The following is a 21,577-nucleotide window of genomic DNA, read 5'->3' on the forward strand; positions in this document are numbered from 1 at the left end:
GGTTCGAATTGGTCAACGGAAATCCCCCATGCCCATATTGGCTATATTCGCCTGTATATAGACGGGCGAGGCTTGGAAAGCCCCGCATTGTGCATCGCCGCATTCGGGCGCATCCTGCGCTTGCGCGGCCCGAAACGCCGCGCATGGAGAGGAGACAGCGATGAAGATCAGCGCACGAAACCAACTCGCGGGGACCGTCACCGCGATCACTGCGGGTGCGGTCAACGGCCAGATCAAGGTCGACGTCGGGGGCGGCAACATCATCACCTCGAGCATCACCGAAGAGGCGATCGCCGATCTCGGCCTGGCCGTCGGCGACAAGGTCACTGTGCTGATCAAGGCCTCCGACGTGCTGATCGGCAAGTAAGGGCCGACGGGGTCCGCTGTCGTCCCACTCAAGCGGTCATGCCACGCGCAATCTCGAAGTCTGAAGCCTGCCGGCTGTTCACATTCCAAGCCGTAGCCCCTCTCAATTAAGTAAACGATTACGGCTGAAGCGTAGGTAATAACGATGCAACACCGCTTTCCGACGGGTCCGGCGGCCCCTGAATTACCCCCGGTGTTCTGGTTCGGCGCGGTCTTACAGGCTGTGGGCTTTTGGCTTGAGATCTACCTCAGCGGCAGATTTGGAAGCTTCCTGGCCGCAATGGCTGGAATGGCATTCATATTGCCGATAGCCATGAAAGCCACCATTTCGGCACCTGTGCTCCAAGGACAGGTGGCGGAAGCCGATCTCGTCCTGAGGTTCGGGCTAGGACTCACAGTAGTAGCGGTAACTGTACACCTTGCCGGGATTGTGTTCGACAACGGCCGCCACTTCCAGGAGAGCTTATGGGCCGCCGCCGTAATCTCTTCGATAGCCGCCGGCCTTATCGCGTTTCGCGGAATTAAGCCATTTCCGGCCGCTCAAGGCTGACGCCGCTCGACATCGGCAACTGCCAACGTGATGTGATTCAATTCCGTAACCTGTGGAGGCATCGAAGATCTCACGACTGGGTTTCGGCGACCTTATCAGATGTTGCGCCCAGCACATCAAGCGAACCACGTCACGTAGCGCCTCAGTGATCGGAGCCGGCGGCAGATGGAATCCGCGACGTGGCGGACGGCCGGCTTACCTCTCCAGTTCGTCGATAGTGGCTGGTCTACAGAACTGATAGTCGACGGCATGAACGAAGTTTTTGAACTGGGCTCTCGCGCCGGCATGCTGCTCAAGTCGCGGGGTGAAACAGTCGCTATTGGAGAAACCTCAGCAGGCGGCCTGATATCTGCAAGCCTCCTGGCCGTGCTCGGAGCGTCGGACTATTATGTCGGCGGTGCGATCACCTACTCCGCCCGGTCGATTGAGGCACTCGCCGGCATCTCCATCAGGCAAATGAGGGCCGACGGAATTCGTTCGAGCTCTGAACCCTATGCTCTCCTTCTCGCAACCGAGATTCGTGCTCGCCACGGAACGGCAAGTTGGGGGCTGTCAGAGACTGGTGTTGCAGGGCCCGCCAACGGCTACGGCGATCCGGCTGGCCACACTTGCATGGCGGTCGTCGGTACAATCACCGCGGTACGGACGCTGCGCACGGGGATAGACGACCGCGTTACCAATATGTGGGCGTTTGCCGAGGCCACTTTAAAGCTTTTCGTCGAGATTCTCGAAACTGCGCCGACTTGACTTGGCGTATTCACGTCAAATGCGCCCGCCGCCATGTCTTGTTATCCGACGACCGCCTACCTGCCGTTGACGCCAACCTTTCGGACGTTCGAGGACGCGCACGGTGTCGTTTTAAGTCGTCGCTCGTTCAGCCGCTTTAGTTGATGCCCGTCATTGACGGCGCTGGAGCGGTGTTGGGGGAGAGGGCGCGACAATCGAGCAGGATCTACAGATGGGAAGCCGTTTTGCCCAATGGGCACAAATAGAACTCCCGGCATCACCACTCTCAACGGGGAGAGAGTGGCGCTGCCGGGAGCTAATCGGATGTCCGGCATCCGATCGATATCAACCTAGCTCATCCCAAGATGACGCCGTCATCCTGGCGGATATGTTCTCAGAAGAAGAACTGGGCAGAGGCAGAGATCAGACGGCCGTAGAGCGTGCGAACCGTGGCCAGACCGGTGGCCGGGATCGCGCCGCCGCCCGAATTGACTTCGGTGATCGCCTTGGTGTTGAACAGGTTCGAGACATTCAGGCCCAGTTCGATCCGATCGACCGGACGATAGCGCGCGAAGGCTCCAACCGTGGTGAACCCGGGCATCTTCAGGAGATTGACGTCGTCGGCATAGCTCGACGTCTGCCCCAGGATGTTGGCGCCGATCGTGACGCGCTCGATGTCGAACTGCGGGGTCAGCGTATAGAGCAGCGTCGGTTGGCGGCGCGGCTGCTTGCCGACCAGCGCGGCCTGTTCGGCGGCCTTGATCTCGCCGCCCGTGACGGTCACGCTACCGGTGACACTGAACGGCCCGCGGCGCACCGCACCTTCGACTTCGGCGCCGTAGGTGTGGTAGGAACGCGACACCAGCGTCGGCGTCTTGATGCCGAGGCTGTCGGCGATGGTCGGCAGGTAGGTGCCCTTGGTCGTCGCGTAGAAACCGGTCAGGTTCAGCGAGATGCCGTTGTTGCGATACTTGAAGCCCGCTTCGGTCTGACGGACCGAATCGTGGCCCGCATCCTCGTTGAGGAGCGCACCCGAGGTCGCGCTGATGGCCGGCGAGAACAGCAGCGCATCGGCGCCGGCGCGGCCGCCGAGGCTGTGGCGAGCGAACACCGAGAACGACTTGCTCACGCGGTAGTTCACGCCCATCGAATAGGATACGTAGTCGTAGTCGTAGTCGACCGGCTGCGACGAGCCCGGCGCGATGTAGGGGATACCTACGACCTGGCCGGTCGATGCACCCTGCTCGGCGCGGTCGCCGGCCGTCGTGCCATTGCCGTTGACGTCGATCACCTTGCGCGCGGTGCCGCGAGCGATCGTGCCCGAGACCGAGCCCCGATCATAGCGCACCGAGCCGCCGACCGACAGCTTGCCGGTGTGGAAGTTGAACGAGCCGTAGGGCGCCAGGACATTGTAGTCGAGCTTCACGCGCTTCTTGCCGTTGAGGCTATCGTCGTAGGCGTAGGCACCGTTCACGAAGATGTCGCGGCCGGTAGCATCCTTGACGTTGAGCAGCGCCGAATTGCCGCCGCCGACGAGGTCCTGAACGATGATCGAGGCGTAGTATTCGCGGTCCAGCGTCTGCTGCGAATTGTACAGGCCCGCCGTGGTGGTCAGGTCGCCGCCGCCGACTTCCCAAACGCGGCTGACGCGGAAGTCGTTGGTCACGTTGTTCAGGCTGTTGATATTGGTGTGGCCAATCGTCGAAACTGAGACGAGGCCGTTTCCGCTAACCGTGACCGGATTGACGGCGGTACCCTTCTGCGGTCCCGAAGCGTACTGGATCGATCCGCCGGGTGCGAAGTAGCCGAGGAGCGTGCTCGCTGCGGCGAACTGGATCTGCGGATCGAGGATGTCGGCTTGGCCCGAAATGTCCGAATAACGGAAGCGTTCGCTGAAGTTCCACTCGCCGAGCGAGAAGACGACGTCGGTGCCGATGGTGTTCGCCTTGACGCGGTAGCCGTCCTGGGCGTCGTTCCGCACGACGTTGCCCGAGGAATTGACCTGCACGCCGTCCGAGATGTAGCGCGACATCATCGTGTCATCGACCGCGTTGAACTGCGCCAGCGGACGGAAGACGGGCTTGTCGTTCGTGCCGGTCACGGACATCGGGCTCGCGATGTAGCCGGGGAACTTGTCGTCGAGGACCTTGCCGTAGAAACGGATATAGCCGCCGTCGAATTCCTTGGTCGCGTTGAGCTTGATCTGACCGCCGCGCATCGCGGTATAGCCGGTTTCGCGCGGGCCTTCGCCGCGGCGATAGAAGCCGCCGACGTGGAAGCGCCAGCCGTCGCCGAGGCGGTGGCCATAGTCGAAGTCGATGCGATTGCTGTCGTGGTCGAGGCCCGTCGAGAGCCGGACCGAACCGCCTTCGACCTCACCCGTCTTGGAGATCAGGTTGATCACGCCGCCGGGCGCGTTCGAGGCGAAGGTCGAGGCCGAACCACCGCGGATCGATTCGACCGAAGCGAGATTGATGTCGGCACGGACGAAGGCATCGGGACCCATGTTGGTCAGATCGCCGAACTCGAGCACGGGCAGGCCGTCCTCCTGGATCTGAACGTATTTGGCGCCGCCGTTGACCAGCGGCAGGCCGCGCACGGTGTAGCTGTTGAGGCCTTCGCCCGCGCCGCCTTCGACGCGGATGCCCGGAATGTTGCGGAACAGGTCGGCGAGCGACGGTGCCGACAGCTTCACGACCTCGTTATCCTTGAGGACGCTGGTCGAGGTCGCGCTGTCGAGCGGATCGCGCGCCTTGGCGACGCCGGTCTTGACGGTCGCGTCGTCATCGATGGTGCGGCTGGCTTCCCATGCGGTGAGCGGCTTGGGCTCATCCTTCGCGAGTGCGGGTGCGGCGTAGGTGGCGAGAGCCAGGACTGCCAGCGAAGCGCAATTCGCGGCGTATGAACGACGATTGTGAAACATGATTCCCCTTGTCCCGATTTGGTGTTCTTCGGAATTCGGGGGCAATCGAGAAAAATGCTTAATGTCCCTTCAACCATACCCTCGTTGCCATACCTGCGGTTCGCCTAATGATTTGAAACATGAATTATTTTCGCACAAAGAATTGCAATTGGTGTGTTTAATTTCTCGTTGACGCGATTTATGGTCTTAGTTTTTGGTTGGGCAGGCGGGGGAACTGGCTAAAACGGCCGACCTTCCCGTCGCTTTCCGTGCTGCACTGATCGCTTAAGCCACAATCTGACTGGGCCGACCTTAGATTGTCTAGGACGCCTTGCAGCCGATATCTTTCTGCAGGCCGTGATCTGAAAAATATTCGGCCTCTTTTACATCACGAGGTCGTCACGCGCTGGAGCTGGGGCGGAATGGGCGGATCCGCGCTAACTAGGGGTTGCGATGAAGGCGATTTGGCATCCCTGAAAGTGGTCGTTTGTTCACAATATGCTGCTTTGTGTTCGCTCCACCCATCGATCACAGCGGGCATCTCGCCGCACCACTATGGGGATGGCCGGACGTTCCTGCTCAGCACGGATTGTCCCTGGCCATTAGCGACCCGGGGCAAGGGCGCCAGGATCCTCTTGCTACGCCCACCGATGTGGCGGGGGGATTTTCAACAACGGCCTTTTGTTCATTCGCCCGGCGAGACGTGCGACCAAAAGTCGTTGAACTCGATCGCGTCGAAAAAGGCCGAGGCGTGGATGATCTGCCCTTCGCGCAGATTGAGGAACGGCGTAGCTATTCACATAGGGCTTGCCGTCGCGCGCCGTGCCGCGCGCATCGAACAGCACGATCACGGTGTCGCCGTCCGCGTGAAGGCTACGTACCATAGGCTTGAGGCCAACCCGCATCCGTGCGTTGAACGGCCGTATCACTTCGGCGAGGAAGGCCTCCTTGTTCGGATAGGTTTTCGAGGCCACCGAATGGCCCTCGATGGTCCAGCGGGCATCGTCGGCCAGGAGATCGAACGGGCTGCCGGTGCCGCTGCGCCAGGCTTCGAAGCTCTGGGCGACGGCGGCGTGGTTGCGAGTTTCGATTCCATCGGACGTGCGTCTGTAGCACTCCGGTCGGCATAGACGACAGCTAGCGCCGCGGTGCCGAAGCCGAGGAGAGTGCGAAGCAGCAAGCGGGAATTGCGACCAAGCTTCAATAAGCTTCGCTTGCTTGCTCTCTGACAGAGAGCGAAGAAATTTGATGTTATGGGATTTTGGGAAATAGAAGGTCGCCGTCAATAGGTAGCAAACATACGCGCTCTGCGGCCTGATGGCGCGTAAATGCGGCGTCGTTGCGCCAGCCGTCGTCACCATCCCCCTTGGCGATTTGATAATGGGCAGTCTCTATTGCTCGATTGGTTTTTCGAGCCCCTCAGCGAAATACCGCTCCGCCAATCGAACTGCGTCAAGCTGACGACGATGAGCAGGTAGAAATCCGACTGGTAGCCGTTCTCGACTCGGAGGTTTGTTTCGAATTCCACCCTCTCCGCCAAGTGATCCTAGCTATTCCCATGTTTGACGAGGCTACCGAGTAAGGCGCTCGGGCTTCCGGTTAGGGCGCCCTCTCAAAGCTGGGGCGGCTCGATGTCGGCTGCCGAATCCGCCAATTCGCACGGCTCGTCGCTCTCGCGGTCGGCATCCGTTCGCAAAGCTGGTATTCAAGGAAGCGGACGGTGTTTTCGAAAGCTTTCGGTCGATGATCGATCGCGAGGGTCGGCCTGTCACTCCATTGTGAAAATACCGTCATTCAACTGTCATTGAAACGCCATAGAGGCGCGTCCGGTAACTCATGGAGGACCGGGTGCGAGGGTTGAAGTCTAAGAGCGCCGTCTTGTCGCTGAGCCTGCTGGCGCTGACGCCCGAAGCGGCGCGGGCGCAGACGAACGAGGATCTGCAGCGGCAGATCGACGAGCTCAAGGCGCAGGTGCAGGTGCTGACGGCGGCGCTGGCTGCGCAGAAGACCGCCAGCGCCGTGGCTCAGGCCCCCGTATCGCCGCCGGCTTCGACGCCAACTCGTGCACCCGTCCCCGTGATGGCGGTCGCGCCAGCGCCATCCTCTCCCGCCGCCGCCACGCCGCCGGCGGCAAAGCCCAAGGCCTGGTACGAACGCCTGTCTCTGCGCGGCTATACGCAGATGCGTTACAACGCCTTCCTGTCGGGCGACGATACGGCCCCCGCAGGCCAATCGCGGCTGCGATCGGTCCACGATAGCTCGATCTCGGACCGCGGCGGCTTTTCGCTGCGTCGCGCGCGCCTGGTGCTGCAGGGTGACGTTTCGGATCGGGTCTCGCTCTATCTGCAGTCGGATTTCGCGACCGCGGTGAACAATCAGGCCGGGACCGAACGCCGCGAGGGCTACGTCCAGTTGCGCGACGCCTATGCCGACGTGTTCCTCGACAAGGCCAAGACCTTCCGCGTTCGCCTGGGCCAGTCGAAGGTTCCGTTCGGCTGGGAAAACATGCAGTCGTCATCCAATCGCCTGACGCTCGACCGCAGCGATGCGATCAACAGCGCGGTTCCCAGCGAGCGCGATCTCGGCGTGGTCGGCTACTATACGCCGCCGTCGGTCCAGAAGATCTGGGATCGGCTTTCGCACGATGGCCAGAAGCTTTTCGGCAACTACGGCGCCTTCGGGCTCGGTGTGTTCAACGGCCAGGGCACCAACCGCACCGAGCAGAACCGCGGGCTGATGAAGGTGGCCTTCGCGACTTGGCCGATCGAACTCGACGGGCTTGGCGACGGACTCGCAGGCCAGGTCTTCGAGTTCGGCGGCTCGGGCATGCTCAACGACGTCCAGCCCGAACTGCGCAGCGGTGCGGTGAGCGCGCAGGCGTTCAAGGACAATCGCATCGGCCTGCACGCCATGCTCTATCCGCAGCCCTTCGGCATCCAGGCCGAATGGAACTGGGGCAAGGGGCCCGAGTTCGATCGCGCCACGCAGGCGATCGCGACCAAGAACCTCAGCGGCGGCTACGTCCAGCTGATGTATCGCCTGCCGACCGATACCTTCGGGGCGGTAATGCCCTATGCGCGCTGGCAGAGGTATCGCGGCGGGTGGAAAGCCTCGACCAGCGCGCCGCGTCTCGAGACCGACGAACTCGAACTCGGCGTCGAGTGGCAGCCGTGGAAGGCGCTGGAGCTGACCGTCGCCTATGCCCGAATGAACCGCACCGAGGCGGACGAACGTCGCACCGGCCGGGCACGCGGCGATTTGATCCGCACCCAGGTGCAGTGGAACTATTGATCGTAGCGATGGCACGCCCGGCGGTTCGCATCTCTCGCTGCGCACCCGCCGGGCGCTCGTCGATCGGCTATCCGGCGACCGTGTAGCGGCTGCGCAAGGTCGCGAGGGCCGCGGCGTCGAGCCCGAGCCGATCGCGAAGATAGCCCTCGGCACCGCCCGGATGGGCGTCGATCACGCGGAACACACCCTCGATGTAGCTGCGGTCGACGCCCATGAAGGCACGCGACACGTCGGCCGGAAGCTGGCGCCAGACGGCGAAGGCCGGATCGGCCGCCGCGGCGGACAGGTCCGGCCGGAACGTCTGGTTGGACAGCAGATAGTCCTCGATGATCGTCTCGCGCGGGACGTCGAGCGCGGTCAGGATCAGCGCCGCGGCGACCCCGGTACGGTCCTTGCCGGCCGAGCAGTTGAAGGCCAGCGGCGCGTCATCGGCGAGCAGGCGATCGAACAGCTCGCGATACTGGTCGTTGAAATGCTCCAGGATCCCCGGATAGATCGCGGCCATCCGCGCCCGCGCGGTCTCGCCGCTCAGCTTGGCGAGATCGATACCCTCGAGCCCCATGGCGTCCTGCCGATAGTCGCGGGTCAGAATGTGCGGCGCGGTCTTGTCCGGCCAGGGCACGGGTGCGGCCTGGCGTTCCTCGGTGCTGCGCAGGTCGACGACCGTGCGCAGCTTGAGCTTGGCGAGATAGTCGAAATCGGCGGCGGTCAGATGGTTCATCGCGCCCGAGCGCAGAAGCATCCGCCAGCGCACCGTACGCCCGTCGCGGGTCCTGTATCCGCCGAGATCGCGGAAGTTCTGCCCGCCCTGGAGCAATAGCGCGCGGCTGGGTTCGGCCGCGGTTGCCGCCGCGGCCTCGTTCGGCGCCGCGTGCAGCGGCGCTGCGGCTGCCAGAGCGGCAAAGGCGAGCCCGCCGAGAACGCGGGCCAGGATCGTGTTGCGCATCGTCTTCGTCCTCATGGCTCAGAACCGCACCGTGGCGTCGATGCCGTAGGTGCGCGGATCGTTGAACATGCCGAACGAACCCAGGGTCGGGTTGGGGCCGCCGCGGTAGAACAGGTGTTCCTCGTTGAAGAGATTGCGGCCCCAGGCGGCGAGTTCGAAGGTCGCGCCGCGGCCGAGATCGATATCGCCGAGCGACACGCGGCCGTTGAAGATCGTCGAGGGATCGGACAGCACGTCGGTGCCCGAGGCGACGCGGTAGCCATCGGCGAAATTGCCGTCGAGATGGAAGCGCAGGGTCGCGCCGCCCAGCGGCAGTTCATAGTCGATCGCCGTGCTCAGCGCGTTCTTCGGGGTGAACACGACGTAGGACGGGACCAGCGCGGTGCTCGTGTCGAAGGGGTTGTCCGCCGGTGGCAGCTTGCTCTTGGTATAGGCGTAGGACCCGGTCAGCGTCAGGCCCTCGACCGGGGCGATCGTGAGATCGGCTTCGAAGCCGTCGATCGTGCCCTTGCCTGTGGCATTGACGGTCTCGATCGTCGTGCGGTTGCTGCCGCCGAGATTGACCGCGTTGAAGTCGATCTGAATGTCCTTGAACGACGTGTGATAGGCGGCGAGGTTCAGGCGCACGCGGCGGTCGAGCAGTTCGGCCTTGATGCCGCCCTCGATCGTCGAGACCGTTTCGGGATCGAAGGCGCGATAGGTCAGCGAGCGCGAATTGGCGCCGCCGGCGCGATAGGCGGTGCCCCAGCGACCGTAGACGTGGATCGCGTCGGTCGGGTCGAAGGCCAGGGTCACCATCGGGTCGAAGCGGTTCCACTTGCCCTCGAACGGAATGGGGCCGGTCACGCCGTTGAGCACCGGCACGGCGCCGTTGACCTTGGTCAGATGGCCTTCCTTCTTGTCGCTGGTGTAGCGGCCGCCGACCGTCAGGTGCAGGCGTTCGTCGAGCACCGGCGGGGTCCAGGTCGCCTGGCCGAAGACCGCGATCGAGTCGGTCTTCGCGGTGCTGGCGCGGTCGGGAAACACCGTTGCGGCACCCGCGGCCAGCGTGGGCAGGCGCGTCGCGGCGGTGCCGGTCGCGTTCCACACCATCGTGTTGGGCGACCAGGCGTCGTCGTCACCCTTCTCGTGATAGTAGAAGACGCCGCCGACGAAATCGAGATTGTCGAACTTGCCGAGCACCTGCAGTTCCTGGCTGAACTGCTCCTGGCGCAGCGAGGCGAGGCTGTAGCGCGCGAACTGGGCATTGGGTACGAAGCGGCCCGAATAGGCGCCGATCGAGTTGTCGAACTGGCTCTGGTCGAGCTTGCGATAGGCGCTGATCGAGCGGACCTCGATGCTGTCGGCGGGGTGCCACGACAGGTGCAGCATATGGCCGTGGATGTTGCCCACGCTCTCCTGCTGCGGCAGCCCGATGTCGACCGTGTCCATGCGTTCCGGGTGAACCTGGACGAGCGGCGCGAAATTGGCCGCTGGTGCACTCGGATGGCGATCGATCAGCTGGACGAAGATCGGCGTCGTGCGGTCCTGCGAGATGTCGAAGTCATAGCGCGCCGAGAAGCTGTCGCTCGGTTCCCACTTGGCGCCGAGGTGCAGGCCGCGGCGATCGTAGGAATTGAAGTCGTCCTCGCCCTCGAGCGTGTTCTTGACCGTGCCGTCGCGCTTGGTCAGCACGCCGTCGATCTTGACCGCGATGTTGTTCCAGCTCGGCAGGTCGAGATGCGCCTCGACGCGGTGCGCGCCGTAGTTGCCGACGCCGGCGGTCGCGCGCAGGCCGAACTTGCCGCTCGGTTCGCGCGTGACGATGCTGACCGCGCCGCCGGTCGAATTGCGGCCGAACAGCGTGCCCTGCGGGCCCTTGAGCACTTCGATGCGCTCGATGTCGAACAGCGCCGCGCCGAGGCCTTGCGAGCGGCCGAGGATGACGCCGTCGAGATAGACGCCGACGCCCTGGTCGCGGCTGGGCTGGTTGGCGTCGGACGGTACGATGCCGCGAATGCCGACGCTGACGGCCGACTGGCGCGAGAAGAACGGGGCGACGCGCAGCGACGGCACGCTGCCGTCGATCAGGTCGAGCAGGCTCTGCACGCGACGGTTCTTGAGATCGTCGCCGCCGAGGACCGAGATCGCGATCGGCGTTTCCTGGAGGTTGGTCTCGCGCTTCTGCGCGGTCACGACGATGCTCTCGAGCCCGGCCGCGGCATCCGCACTGGCTTCGGCAGTCGTGGCCGCGGCGTCGGCGGCGAGCGCGTCGGTCGCACCGAGCATGGCGCAAAGCGCGGCGCCGGCCATCAGCCAGGCGCGCGGATCGAAGGAAGTAGTCTGTCGCATTTTTGGTGTCCCCGCACTATGATTCGGCGGGGAACTAGAACGCCTGTATTGCCCTTCTGTGACGCTTGTCTTTGGTGGCGCGATCGTCGAATATGCACGGGCCTTGGAGAGATAGCGGTGCCCGGAGAGCTTTCGAACATTCTGGAGAATGGCGGGAAAACGCCAGAAAGACTTGTTTCAGCGGTGCTTTTTGCCTGGGAGAGCCAAGGCTCTGCCGGCATGACCGCGCGAAATCTGGCGGCGCTGGCGCATATTCCCGTCTCCTCGATCTACCATCATTTCGGGAGTATGGAACATTTGTTGCAGGTCGCGCAGGGCGATGCTTGCGCGGCGGCGGGTCGCTGGTGCGAACGGCAGATCGAACTATCGAGCGGCGGCAAGATCGGTGGACCGAGGGCGTTAGGCTCCTTGCTGGCCACCTTGATCGACGACTGGTGCGAGACGCAGCGGAGCCTGGCCTTCGCCTTCCGGCAATCGCAGCTGATGGCGCTGCGCGACCCGGCGCACCGTGAAAAGCGCACACCGTGGAGTGCGCTGTGGCGGGAGTTCTGGAAGGAAATCTGCGATCACCTCGATCTGGGTGACGTGGCGCAGGGGACCGCCTGGTTGTTCGAGGGGCTCATTGCGCTGCATCTCCTGCGGTGGCGTCGGCCGATCGATCGTGCGGCGCTGGAAGAACTGTGTCGCGGCTGGGCCGACTGGCTCGATGGTCGGCTGGCCGGGCCTTCGCCGTGGTTCGATCTGGCCCGCCGCGAAGCGATGGCGCTTGCCACCCAGCGTCCGGTCGGGGTCGAGACGAACGCTTCCAGCATCGCCGCCGCGGCGGCGCGCACGATCGAACAGCACGGCATCGCCGGCCTCACGCATCGTGCGGTGGCGGCCGAGGCCGATGTCACGCTGGGTGTGGTTTCGCACCGCTATCGCACGAGTGCCGATCTGCTCAACGCGGCCTTCGAGGCGATCTACAGTCGGATGGTCCCGCAAGGCGAACCCGAAGAGCGCCTGCGGACGCTCGGGCGGCAGGAGGCCATCGGGCATCTCGAAGGCGCCTTCGCGCCGCGGGCCAATGCTCTCGGGTTGGAAGAGCTGTCGGTTGCAACCGCGCGCGATCCCGCTTTCGCGGGTTTCGCTGCGCAATTGCGATATTTGCGTGGCCGCTCGGCCGGACCCTATTTCCAGGCGATCCTGGGCTCGGATCGCCCCATATCGCCGATCGACGCCGCGATCTTTTCAGCGTTTCTGAGCGGCCGGGGCAACGCCTGCCTCCACGAAGACTGGACCGCAACCGCAGCCGACGCGGCGCCGCTATTGACGCGGCTTGGCGCGTGGACCTGACGCCGCCTCAGCTCTCGCTGCGGACCATTTCGAAGCTCTTGGCCATGTGCTCGAAGAAGCCGTTTTCGGCCGGGTGGAAGGTCCATCCCTCGGCGGGATCGCGAATGGCGGCGATGTCCGCGGCGACCCGCTCGATCGACCAGTCCGGGCGATAGACGCCGCGCGTCTCGGTCACATAGGCGCGCGCCAGACGACCGGCCATCGACACGTAGAGCTCGCCGGTGACCGCGCAGTCCTCGTGCACCAGGTATCCGACCATCGGCGCCACCATGTCCGGCCCCATCGGCGGATACTGCGTGACGTCGAGTCCCTCGGCCATGCGCGTGACCGCGCCGGGCAGGATGATGTTGGACTTCACGCCGCGATCCGCGCCCTCGATGGCGATCACGTTGTTGAGCCCGATCATGCCCGATTTCGACACCGCATAGCCGACCGTCTGGGGCATCGTGTAGAGGCCGCCGATCGAACCTGTCAGCACCACGCGGCCATATCCTGCTTCGCGCATGTGCGGGAAGGCGGCATGGGTTACGTGGAAGGCGCCGAGCAGGTGGACGTCGACCACGCTGCGGAAGGCTTCGGTCTCGATCGTCGCGAAATCGTCGAAGCGGGTGTTGCCGGCGTTGTGGATCAGCACGTCGACCCGGCCCCAGCGGTCGAGCGCGCTCTCGATGATCGCGCGTCCGCCTTCGGGGGTGGCGACGCTGGCGGTGCAGGCGATGGCCTCGCCGCCTTCGGCCTCGATCCGGCGAACGGCCTCGGCGGCGACGCCTTGATCTGCGCCCGATCCGTCGAGCGAACTGCCGTTGTCGTTGATCACCACGCGTGCGCCGCGGCTCGCGAGCAGGCGTGCATATTCGAAGCCGAGCCCGCGCCCAGCACCGGTGATGACGGCGACGCGTCCGTCGAAACGCATGTCGGCCATTCCTCGTCCCCTTTTCGCTGCCCCGTCTACCGGCTGCGGTGACTCGGCGGTTCGGGCGAGCTTAAACGCGATGGCGGCAGGCGCCTTGACCTATCCGGACAATCCTCGCCTGCCGCGACATCTGCCATGGGGTCGTTCGGCGGCGTTCGGTCCAAACTCGCCGGGTCCCGAGATTGACAGGATCGTGCCGCCGTCATCTAGTCGGGCAAAACGGGGAGGGGACCCATGGATAACGCCTTGCGGCAGCCGGCCATCTGGATGGTCCTCGTCGCCGCGTTTCTCGACATGATGGCGATGGGCATCGTCATGCCGGTGCTGCCCGGCCTGATCGAGGACCTGACCGGATCGCTCGCCGCGGCGGGCATCTGGACGGGGGTGATCGGCAGTCTCTGGGCGCTGATGCAGTTCGTCTGCGCGCCGATCATCGGTGGCCTGTCCGATCGCTTCGGGCGTCGGCCGGTGATCCTGATCTCGACCGCCGGGCTGACGCTCGACTGGGTGCTGATGGCGCTCGCGCCCACGCTCTGGTGGCTGGTGATCGGCCGCATCATCGGTGGGATCACTTCGGCGAGCGCCACCGCGCTGTTCGCCTATATGGCCGACGTCACGGCGCCCGAGCGTCGCGCCCGTGCTTTCGGGCTGATCGGTGCGGCGATCTCGGCGGGTTTTGTGCTCGGTCCGGCGATCGGCGGCATTCTTGGCGAGATGTCGCCGCGACTGCCGTTCTGGGTTGCTGCCGGTTTTTCCGGAGCCGCCTTTTTCTATGGCCTGATCGTTCTGCCCGAGTCCCTGCCGCCCGGGCGCCGCAGCCCGTTCACTTGGCGATCGGCCAGCCCGGTCACGGCGTTGCGGATGGTGGCTGGTAGGCGCGAACTGAGCCGCCTGGCGCTCAGCGTGTTCCTGCTGACCTTTTCGCATCGCCTGTTCATGACGATCTTCGTGCTGTTCGCCGGGCATCAGCACGGCCTTTCGACCTTGCAGGTCGGTGCGCTTCTGGCCTTTTCCAGCGTGCTCGACCTGATCATGCAGGGCGTCGTCGTCGGTCCCGCGACCGCGCGCTTCGGCGATCGCCGAACGACGATTGTCGGCCTCGTCGGCGGTATGGCGAGCTTTCTGGCGATGGGGCTGGCGCCCAACGCCGTGCTGTTCGTCGTCGCGATGATCCCGGCCTCGCTGATGGGGCTGGCCGAGCCGACGCTCAAGTCGATGCTGTCGCGGCGGGTGGCCGAGAGCGAGCAGGGCCGGCTGCAGGGCGCGATGCAGAGCCTAGCCAGCGTCGCGGGGATCGTCGGGCCGGTGTTCTTCGGCTGGATCTATGCGATTTCGAGCGCCAGCCTGCCCGGGCTCGGCTTCGCGATCGCCGCGGGCATTCTCGCCATGGCGGCCATCGCCGCTTCGGCTCGAACACCCGGCCCGCTCGCCGAGCCGCAGTCGGCTTCGGGCTGAAGCGTCGCGGAGACCGGGCTTACTGGCTCCCGCTGCCCTTCTCGCCCAGCAGCGTCTGCCGCCAGAACAGCAGGCCGGTCCAGAACTGGTAGTCGGCGTTCTCCTTCTTGGCGAAGCCGTGGCCCTCGTTCTGGCCGAGCAGGTGCCAGGCCGGCCGCCCCTTGGCGCGCACGGCCTTGACGATCTGGTCGGCTTCGGAGGCCGGCACGCGCGGATCGTTGCCGCCGGTGACGACCATCAGCGGGATCGTCAGCTTGTCGACGCTGGTCAGTGGCGAGATCGCCGTGAGCTTGGCGCGCTGCGCGGGATCGCGCTCGTCGCCGTATTCGACGCGGCGCAGGTCGCGGCGATAGGACTGCGTGTTCTCGAGGAAGGTCACGAAGTCGGAAATCGCGACCACGCAGTTCGCGCCCTTGAACCGCGCGCCATAGCGTATGGCCGAGGCATAGCACATGTAGCCGCCATAGGAGCCGCCGGTCACGGCCATGCGTGCGGGATCGATGGACTGGTCCTTGGACAGCGTGTCGAGGAAGGCGCCGATGTCGCGCACCGAATCCTCGCGCTTGAACGGCCCATTGTCGAGATTGACGAAGCGCTTGCCGAAGCCCGTCGAACCGCGGACGTTGGGATAGAACACGGCGACGCCGAGTTCGTTGACCAGATAGTTGTTGCGGCCGAGGAAGCCGGGGCGCGACTGGCCTTCGGGGCCGCCGTGGATGTTGACGATCAGCGGGCGCTTGCCGGGAAACCTCTTCGCGTCGGGGCTGTAGAGGAAGCCCGAGACGCGTTCGCCGTCGAAGCTCTTCACCTCGACCAGCCGGGGTTCGACGTTGGCCTGGGGGTCGAGGCCGCCGGTTTCGCTCTGGGTCCAGCGGGTGACCGCGAGCGTCGCCGGATCGACCGAATAGGCGTCCGAAGGCGATCGGGCCGAACTGAAGCCGAAGCCGACCGTGCCCCAGGGCGCGATGTCCATCTTGCCGAGTGTACCCAGCGGCAAACCCTTGACCTCGCGCACGGCAGCGCCGGGAGCCGCCTTCGGGTCGAGCAGCCGCAGCTTGCTGGCGCCGGCCTCGTTCACCGCATAGGCGATGAAGCTGCCGTCCTTGGCTATGTCGAAATCCTCGACGTCCCAACGCTGTTCGGGGTTGCGCGGCGAGAAGGCGCCGCTGGCGAGGTCGATCGTGCCGAGGCGCTGGAAGTCCGAACCTTCGTCGCTGGTGACCCACAGTGTGCCGTCGGGCGCGAACTCGGCCTCGCCATAGGCGATCGTCCGGCCGTGATCGCCGATCGGCGTCAGCTTGCCGCTGGCAAGGTCGAGCAGGTGGAGGTTCGACTTGGTGATCGAGACATATTCGGAAACCACCGCGCGCTTGCCGTCGGGCGCGAAGTCGGCGATCTGCCAGCCGCCGCCCTTGACCTGGGCGACCATGCGGCTCGACTTGGGATCGCGCGGGTCGGCGACGTAGAGGTCGCTGTCGGTGCCGTTGCGCCGGGTCGAGCTGTAGCCGATCTGCTTGCCGTCGTGGCTCCAGGCGCCGAAGGCGTTGCGGCTCTTGCCGTCGGTCAGCAGCGTGAGCCGACCGTCCTTGAGCGTGTAGAGCTGGAAGAACTCGTCGCCGCCCTTATCCTTGACGACGAGCAGGACGTCGCCGGTGGGCGACCAGCTGCCGCCCACGGGTTCGGCCTCGAAACTCACCTGGGTACGCGCACCCATCGGTTGCTTGACGACGTGGAGCTGGGCGGTGTTGCCGAATCGCGTGCCGATCAGCATCGCGCGGTCGGCGGCGTTCCAGCCGGCGAAGGAGGCGGTGCGGAACTCCATGTAGGGCCGGGTTTCCTCCACGACCGCATCGGGCACCGGCGGGGCGCCATCGACGACCAGCGCGGCGGGGCGCTCGGCATCGGCAAGCGCGGCGGTGCTGCACAGGAGCATGGTGGCGAGAAGGGCTGGGCGCATGGGCGACGATCTCCGGGGAAGGGGTCTGCCCGGCATCCTACATTCGAACGCGCCGGATGCCAGCGATGGCCGGCAAGAAAAAGGCCCCGCCGAAGCGGGGCCAGTTCAAGGTGATCGTTCTGACTTTGCGTGGTGCCGGGATCAGCTGCCGAAGTTCACGCGCAGGCGCACGCCGTACATCCGCGGCGGGGCCAGCAGATAGTCGTAGACGCCGAGCGAGTCGAAGCCGCCGCCCGCGGTCGAGAAATAGGTCTTGTTCGTCAGGTTGGTGACGAAGCCCATCAGGTCGATGTTCGAGCCGGCGATGTTCTTCCAGCCCAGGTTGGCATTGACCACGTTGCTCGGCGCGATGCTGAGGTTGCCGTCGACCAGCTGGCTCGCGGTGTAGACGTAGTTCGCACCGATCGACAGGCGACCGAGGTCGTCGTTCAGCGGCAGATTGTATTCGGCCGCCAGCGTCAGGCGATGCTTGGGCGAATAGGTCAGCGGGCTGCCGACCGAACCGCGCGGCAGGACGCGTTCGAACGGGCTCTGCGGCGCCAGAGTCGGTGCGACCAGTTCCTTGATCTTGGTGTCGAGGTAGGTGTAGCCGAGCGTCAGGTTCAGCGCGTCGAAGACGGTCACGCCGGCGTCGACCTCGAAACCCTTGATCTCGGACTTGCCGGCATTGATGATCGCCGCGCCACCGGCGATGCCGCTGCCCTGCTTGGCGACCAGGCCGCCGAAGATCTGCTGGTTGCTGAAGTCGTTGTAGAAGCCGGCGACGTTGAAGTAGCCGTTGACCGCGCCGCGGAAGGTCAGCTTCGCGCCGAGTTCATAGGAGTCCACCTTCTCGGGGTTCCAGGTCTCGAGCCCCGGGTTGGTGAAGTTGACGCCGCCCTGGCGATAGCCACGCGCCCACTTCGCATAGAACAGCATGTCGGGCGTCGGCTTGAAGTCTAGGTCGATCAGCCAGGTCGGCTTGCTCGACTTGTTGACGATCGTCGTGCCGCAGGCGGCGGTGTTGCCGCCATTCGTCAGCAGGTTGACCGTGGGGTGGTTGAAGTTGTCGTTGCACGACCGCGCGACGGGGATCGTGCCGGTGCCGGGAATGGTCGCGAAGGTGTAGCGGTTGCTTTCCGAATAGCCGACGATCTTGTCGAAGGTGTAGCGGAAGCCGCCGGTCAGCGCGAGCTGGTCGGTAAACTTGTAGGTCGCCTGGGCGAAGACGCCGTGGTTGTCGAAGGACAGCTTGGTGCGCGATTCCGAGACGATTGCCCCCGGCGCGGTGAAGGTGGCCGACAGCGGCACCAGCGGCAGGCCGCCCGCGCAGCTCAGAGTGCCTGGATCGGTGCAGTTGCCGTAGATGCCCGTGCGCTGCTGGCTGAAGCCGAGCGGGCGGCTGAATTCGAGGTAGCCGCCGAGTACGAAGTTGAACTTGCCGTCGGCCGAATTGCCCTGGATCTGCAGTTCTTCGGTCGCGGTCGATTCCGCCGAGGCGTGATAGCCGGGCTGGGTGGCGAGGCGGATGTACTGGAACGGCGTGCCGATCAGCTGCGGGAACTGCGCGCGCGTGATCGGGGTGTCGGGGAAGCGGAAGTTGTCGCTGTAGAGCGAGAAGGCGGCATCCTCGCGGAATTCGCCGTAGCTCATGATGTTCTTCACCGTCAGCGTGTCGCTGGCACGCCAGGTCGTGGTGTTGATCACCTGCCACTGCTCGAGCAGGATGCGCGGGTTGGGATTGCTGACGTCGACGTCGAACAGGCTGTCGCCGCGGGCGGCCTGGCGATCGATCTGCGCGCAGCCGGCCTGGGCGGTCAGATAGCGAATGAATGTCGTCGCGGTCGGCACGAAGTTGCGATCGCACTCGGCGTAGCGCGTGGCATAGCCGTTGGTGTCCGACCGACTGTAGGTCGCGATCATGTAGTTTTCGAGGTCCGGCGTCAGATCGGCGACGATGCTGAGGCGGCCATAGACATAGTCGGTGTCGTTGTAGTCTTTGGGGCCGATCCCGGACTTGTTGTTCATGTAGCCGTCGCGCTTGTTGCGATCGAGCGAGAGACGGACCTTGAAGGTATCGGCCAGCGGGATGTTCAGCGCGGCCTGGAGACGCATCTGGTCATAGTTGCCGTAGGTGCCCTCGACATAGCCCTCGAGATTGTCGGTCGGCTTCTGCGGGACGAGCAGCACCGCGCCGCCGGTGGTGTTGCGGCCGAACAGCGTGCCCTGCGGGCCCTTCAGCACCTGGACGTTCTGGAGGTCGGTGAACGAGCCGGCGCCGACGGTGTTGCCCGAAGTGGTGCCGCCCTGCGCACGCACGCCGACGACGTCGGCGAAGTAGACGCCGACGGTCGGCGCGGTCGACTGGTCCTGGTTGAAGCCGCGCAGCGAGAAGGCGGCCTTTTCCGCACCGTAACGCGCATTGACCGACAGCGACGGCGTGTAGGTCGCCAGGTCGGACGCGACGACGATGTTGCGATTGGCGATCTGTTCGGGGTTGTAGACCGTGATCGAGATCGGAACGTCCTGGAGCCGCTCCTCGGTGCGGCGGGCGGTCACGACGATGTCCGGCGTGCTCGAATCCGCCGAGGCGCTCTGCGCGTAAGCGGGCGCAGCCGCGAGAATGGCGCCCGAAGCGGCCCCAGCGAGTAGTGCAAACCTGCCGATGAACATCGTGTATTTCCCCTCCGATTAATTGCATGTGTGCTATTGCATAATCGCGGGGCTAACCGATCGCGGCAATGGATACAATCGGCCTGCCGGAGGCCGTTTCACGTATTTTGTGGAGAGTTGCCCGATGGCATCACTTCGGCTCGAAAGCGGCGTTAGGGGCGCAAGTAACCGCGTTCGAGCGCGAGTCAGCCGCCCGCGCAGGTGATCCCGATAAGCCAGTCCGAAAAGGCTCGCATCGCGCTGGATATGGGGCGAGAGGACAGGCGGGTCAGCCAGTAGGAGCCGCGATCGACGGCGATGTCGAAGGGATCGACCAGCAACCCGCTCTCGCGCTCGCGGCCGAACATCGCCAGCGGCAGCAGCGCCACCCCCATGCCGCGGATCGCCGCCGTGGCCATCAGGTGCGAGGCGTCGAACACCGGCCCGTTGGCGACGGGCCCCTTGACCTGGGCCTGGGCGAACCAGGCCGGCCAGTCCTGCAGGCGATAGGACCGCAGCAGCGGGAACCGCGCAAGGTCGCCGGGATGGCGGATCTGTTCGGCCAGGCGCGGGCTGCACATCGGCGTCATCGGCGCGGGCATCAGGCTCTCGGCCGCGACGCCGTGCCACGATCCGTCGCCGAAGCGGATCGCCAGGTCGAGGCTCTCGGTCCAGAGGTCGACCGCATTGTTGTTGGTCAGCAGGCGGACTTCGATCCCGGGATGGGCCGCCTGGAAATCGGGCAGCCGCTCGATCAGGAAGCTGACCGCGAAAGTACCCACTGCGCCGACCGTCAGGATCTCGCGGACACCTTCGCCGGCAACCACGGCGAGCGCCGCGCTCATCCGCCCGAGCGCGTCGGAAACCACGGGGGCGAGCACGACACCTTCGTCGCTGAGCACCAGCCCGCGCGTGGTCCGGCGGAACAGCGGCTTGCCAATATGGGTCTCTAGCATCTTCACCTGCTGGCTGACCGCGGCTTGCGTCACGCAGAGCTCGTCGGCCGCGCGGGTGAAATTGAGATGCCGGGCCGCGGCTTCGAAGGCGCGCAGGGTGTTGAGCGATAGCGCGCGGATATCCATGCTCGTTCCTAGTTTTCCTGGGGACGGACCGCAGAAACCATCATTTGCTCCAGGCGTCAAACCTGCGGAGATTGCCGGCGACATCTTGGCTCTAGGGAAGGAAAATCCGATGATCGATCGACGCAGTGCTCTGGCTGGCGCGGTGGCCGTGCTCGTGGCGGGATGCGGCGAGGCGGCGTCGCCCGCCATCGGCAAAGCTGGGGGCAATTTCGCGCGTGAGGTCGCGGCGCTGAAGCGGATCGAGCAGGCGGCGCGCGGGCGGCTCGGGGCTTTCGTGCTCGATCCGGCCAGCGGTCGCAGCTTCGGCTGGCGCGAGAACGAGCGCTTCGCCCATTGCAGTTCGTTCAAGCTCTCGCTGGCGGCGATGCTGCTGGCTCGGGCCGACAAGGGCGAAGTCGATCTCGACGAGATCCTGCGCTGGACCAAGGCCGACATGCTCTCGACCAGCCCGGTCACCTCCGAACACGTCGCTGACGGGCTTCCCGTTCGCGAACTGGCGCGGGCGACCCTGGTGACCAGCGACAACACCGCCGCCAACGTCCTGCTGCGGCGTTTCGGCGGACCCGAGGCGGTGACGCGTTTCTGGCGCTCGACGGGCGATACGGTCAGCCGGCTCGATCGCTACGAACCCGCGCTCAACCTGACGCCGCCGGGTACCGAACTCGACACGACGACGCCCGCCGCCATGGCTGCGACCCTGGCCAAGCTCGTGCTCGGCGATGTGCTGGCACCCGCGAGCCGCGGCACCTTGCGCGAATGGATGATCGCGGTCGCGACGGGCCGTAATCGTATCCGCGCCGGCTTTCCCGCGGACTGGATTTCGGGCGACAAGACCGGAACCGGTGTCGACGAGACCCGCCACACCTACGTCGATCTGGCCTTCGGCGGACCGGCCGGCGCTTCGCCGGTCATCGTCACCGCCTATTTCGAGCCAGAACGTCTGGTCGAGCCGATGGACCCGGTTTCGACCGGCGCGCTTGCCGAAGTCGGGCGCGTCGCCACCGCTTTCGCCGGAAAGCGAGGTTGATAAGGGCCGGCGCGGTGCTTGGCCTCGGCCGTGAACCAATGTTACAGGCGCCGCCCGAGATTTAC

At 65.0% G+C, this 21,577-nt stretch carries 15 protein-coding genes; 7 read left to right on the forward strand and 8 right to left on the reverse strand.

Features of this window, described 5'->3' with window-relative positions; translation table 11 throughout:
* Positions 1–160 precede the first annotated feature (160 nt).
* From OLX23_RS16225 to OLX23_RS16235, 3 genes are all read left to right on the forward strand, one after another.
* On the forward strand, positions 161–367 hold the full coding sequence (locus OLX23_RS16225; protein ID WP_264446056.1) for a TOBE domain-containing protein: 207 nt from the start codon (positions 161–163) through the stop codon (positions 365–367).
* 192 nt (positions 368–559) lie between these two features.
* Positions 560–916: a hypothetical protein gene (locus OLX23_RS16230; RefSeq protein WP_264446057.1), complete on the forward strand. Its 357-nt coding sequence runs from the start codon at positions 560–562 to the stop codon at positions 914–916.
* 165 nt (positions 917–1,081) lie between these two features.
* Positions 1,082–1,663: a CinA family protein gene (locus OLX23_RS16235; RefSeq protein WP_264446058.1), complete on the forward strand. Its 582-nt coding sequence runs from the start codon at positions 1,082–1,084 to the stop codon at positions 1,661–1,663.
* A 373-nt stretch (positions 1,664–2,036) separates the two neighbouring features.
* Here the strand turns inward: OLX23_RS16235 and OLX23_RS16240 are convergent, their stop codons facing one another.
* Together OLX23_RS16240 and OLX23_RS16245 are read right to left on the reverse strand one after the other, a co-directional pair.
* A complete protein-coding gene (locus tag OLX23_RS16240) occupies positions 2,037–4,565 on the reverse strand; it encodes a TonB-dependent receptor domain-containing protein (RefSeq protein WP_264446059.1) in 2,529 nt (842 codons plus the stop codon).
* Positions 4,566–5,182: 617 nt separating this feature from the next.
* Positions 5,183–5,905: a nuclear transport factor 2 family protein gene (locus OLX23_RS16245; RefSeq protein ID WP_264446060.1), complete on the reverse strand. Its 723-nt coding sequence runs from the start codon at positions 5,903–5,905 to the stop codon at positions 5,183–5,185.
* Positions 5,906–6,380: 475 nt separating this feature from the next.
* Between OLX23_RS16245 and OLX23_RS16250 the strand changes: the two genes are divergently transcribed.
* Entirely contained in the window at positions 6,381–7,835 is a 1,455-nt protein-coding gene (locus OLX23_RS16250) for an OprO/OprP family phosphate-selective porin (RefSeq protein WP_264446061.1), read from the forward strand.
* Positions 7,836–7,902: 67 nt separating this feature from the next.
* Here the strand turns inward: OLX23_RS16250 and OLX23_RS16255 are convergent, their stop codons facing one another.
* Both OLX23_RS16255 and OLX23_RS16260 read right to left on the reverse strand, forming a co-directional pair.
* Positions 7,903–8,781: a tyrosine-protein phosphatase gene (locus OLX23_RS16255; protein ID WP_264446062.1), complete on the reverse strand. Its 879-nt coding sequence runs from the start codon at positions 8,779–8,781 to the stop codon at positions 7,903–7,905.
* A gap of 18 nt (positions 8,782–8,799) precedes the next feature.
* Complete coding sequence (locus OLX23_RS16260) at positions 8,800–11,112, reverse strand: TonB-dependent receptor (protein WP_264446063.1); 2,313 nt, start codon at positions 11,110–11,112, stop codon at positions 8,800–8,802.
* A 117-nt stretch (positions 11,113–11,229) separates the two neighbouring features.
* Between OLX23_RS16260 and OLX23_RS16265 the strand changes: the two genes are divergently transcribed.
* Complete coding sequence (locus OLX23_RS16265) at positions 11,230–12,447, forward strand: TetR/AcrR family transcriptional regulator (protein WP_264446064.1); 1,218 nt, start codon at positions 11,230–11,232, stop codon at positions 12,445–12,447.
* 7 nt (positions 12,448–12,454) lie between these two features.
* Here OLX23_RS16265 and OLX23_RS16270 read toward each other — a convergent pair whose 3' ends face one another.
* Positions 12,455–13,369, reverse strand: a complete 915-nt coding sequence (locus OLX23_RS16270; RefSeq protein ID WP_264446065.1) for an SDR family NAD(P)-dependent oxidoreductase — start codon at positions 13,367–13,369, stop codon at positions 12,455–12,457.
* A gap of 225 nt (positions 13,370–13,594) precedes the next feature.
* Here OLX23_RS16270 and OLX23_RS16275 point away from each other — a divergent pair, with 225 nt between their 5' ends.
* Complete coding sequence (locus OLX23_RS16275) at positions 13,595–14,815, forward strand: TCR/Tet family MFS transporter (RefSeq protein ID WP_264446066.1); 1,221 nt, start codon at positions 13,595–13,597, stop codon at positions 14,813–14,815.
* Positions 14,816–14,834: 19 nt separating this feature from the next.
* Here OLX23_RS16275 and OLX23_RS16280 read toward each other — a convergent pair whose 3' ends face one another.
* The 3 genes from OLX23_RS16280 to OLX23_RS16290 all read right to left on the reverse strand — a co-directional run bounded on the left by OLX23_RS16280 (position 14,835) and on the right by OLX23_RS16290 (position 20,485).
* Positions 14,835–16,772, reverse strand: coding sequence for a prolyl oligopeptidase family serine peptidase (locus OLX23_RS16280; protein ID WP_264446067.1), 1,938 nt, complete (start codon positions 16,770–16,772; stop codon positions 14,835–14,837).
* A 141-nt stretch (positions 16,773–16,913) separates the two neighbouring features.
* Positions 16,914–19,424, reverse strand: coding sequence for a TonB-dependent receptor (locus OLX23_RS16285; RefSeq protein WP_264446068.1), 2,511 nt, complete (start codon positions 19,422–19,424; stop codon positions 16,914–16,916).
* Between the two features lie 185 nt (positions 19,425–19,609).
* Complete coding sequence (locus tag OLX23_RS16290) at positions 19,610–20,485, reverse strand: LysR family transcriptional regulator (protein WP_264446069.1); 876 nt, start codon at positions 20,483–20,485, stop codon at positions 19,610–19,612.
* 109 nt (positions 20,486–20,594) lie between these two features.
* On the opposite strand from OLX23_RS16290, the gene bla reads away from it, so the two are divergent.
* Positions 20,595–21,512: a class A beta-lactamase gene (gene bla, locus OLX23_RS16295; RefSeq protein WP_264446070.1), complete on the forward strand. Its 918-nt coding sequence runs from the start codon at positions 20,595–20,597 to the stop codon at positions 21,510–21,512.
* Positions 21,513–21,577 lie beyond the last annotated feature (65 nt).

Origin of the sequence: Novosphingobium sp. JCM 18896, from assembly GCF_025938095.1 — a bacterium.
GTDB lineage: Bacteria > Pseudomonadota > Alphaproteobacteria > Sphingomonadales > Sphingomonadaceae > Novosphingobium.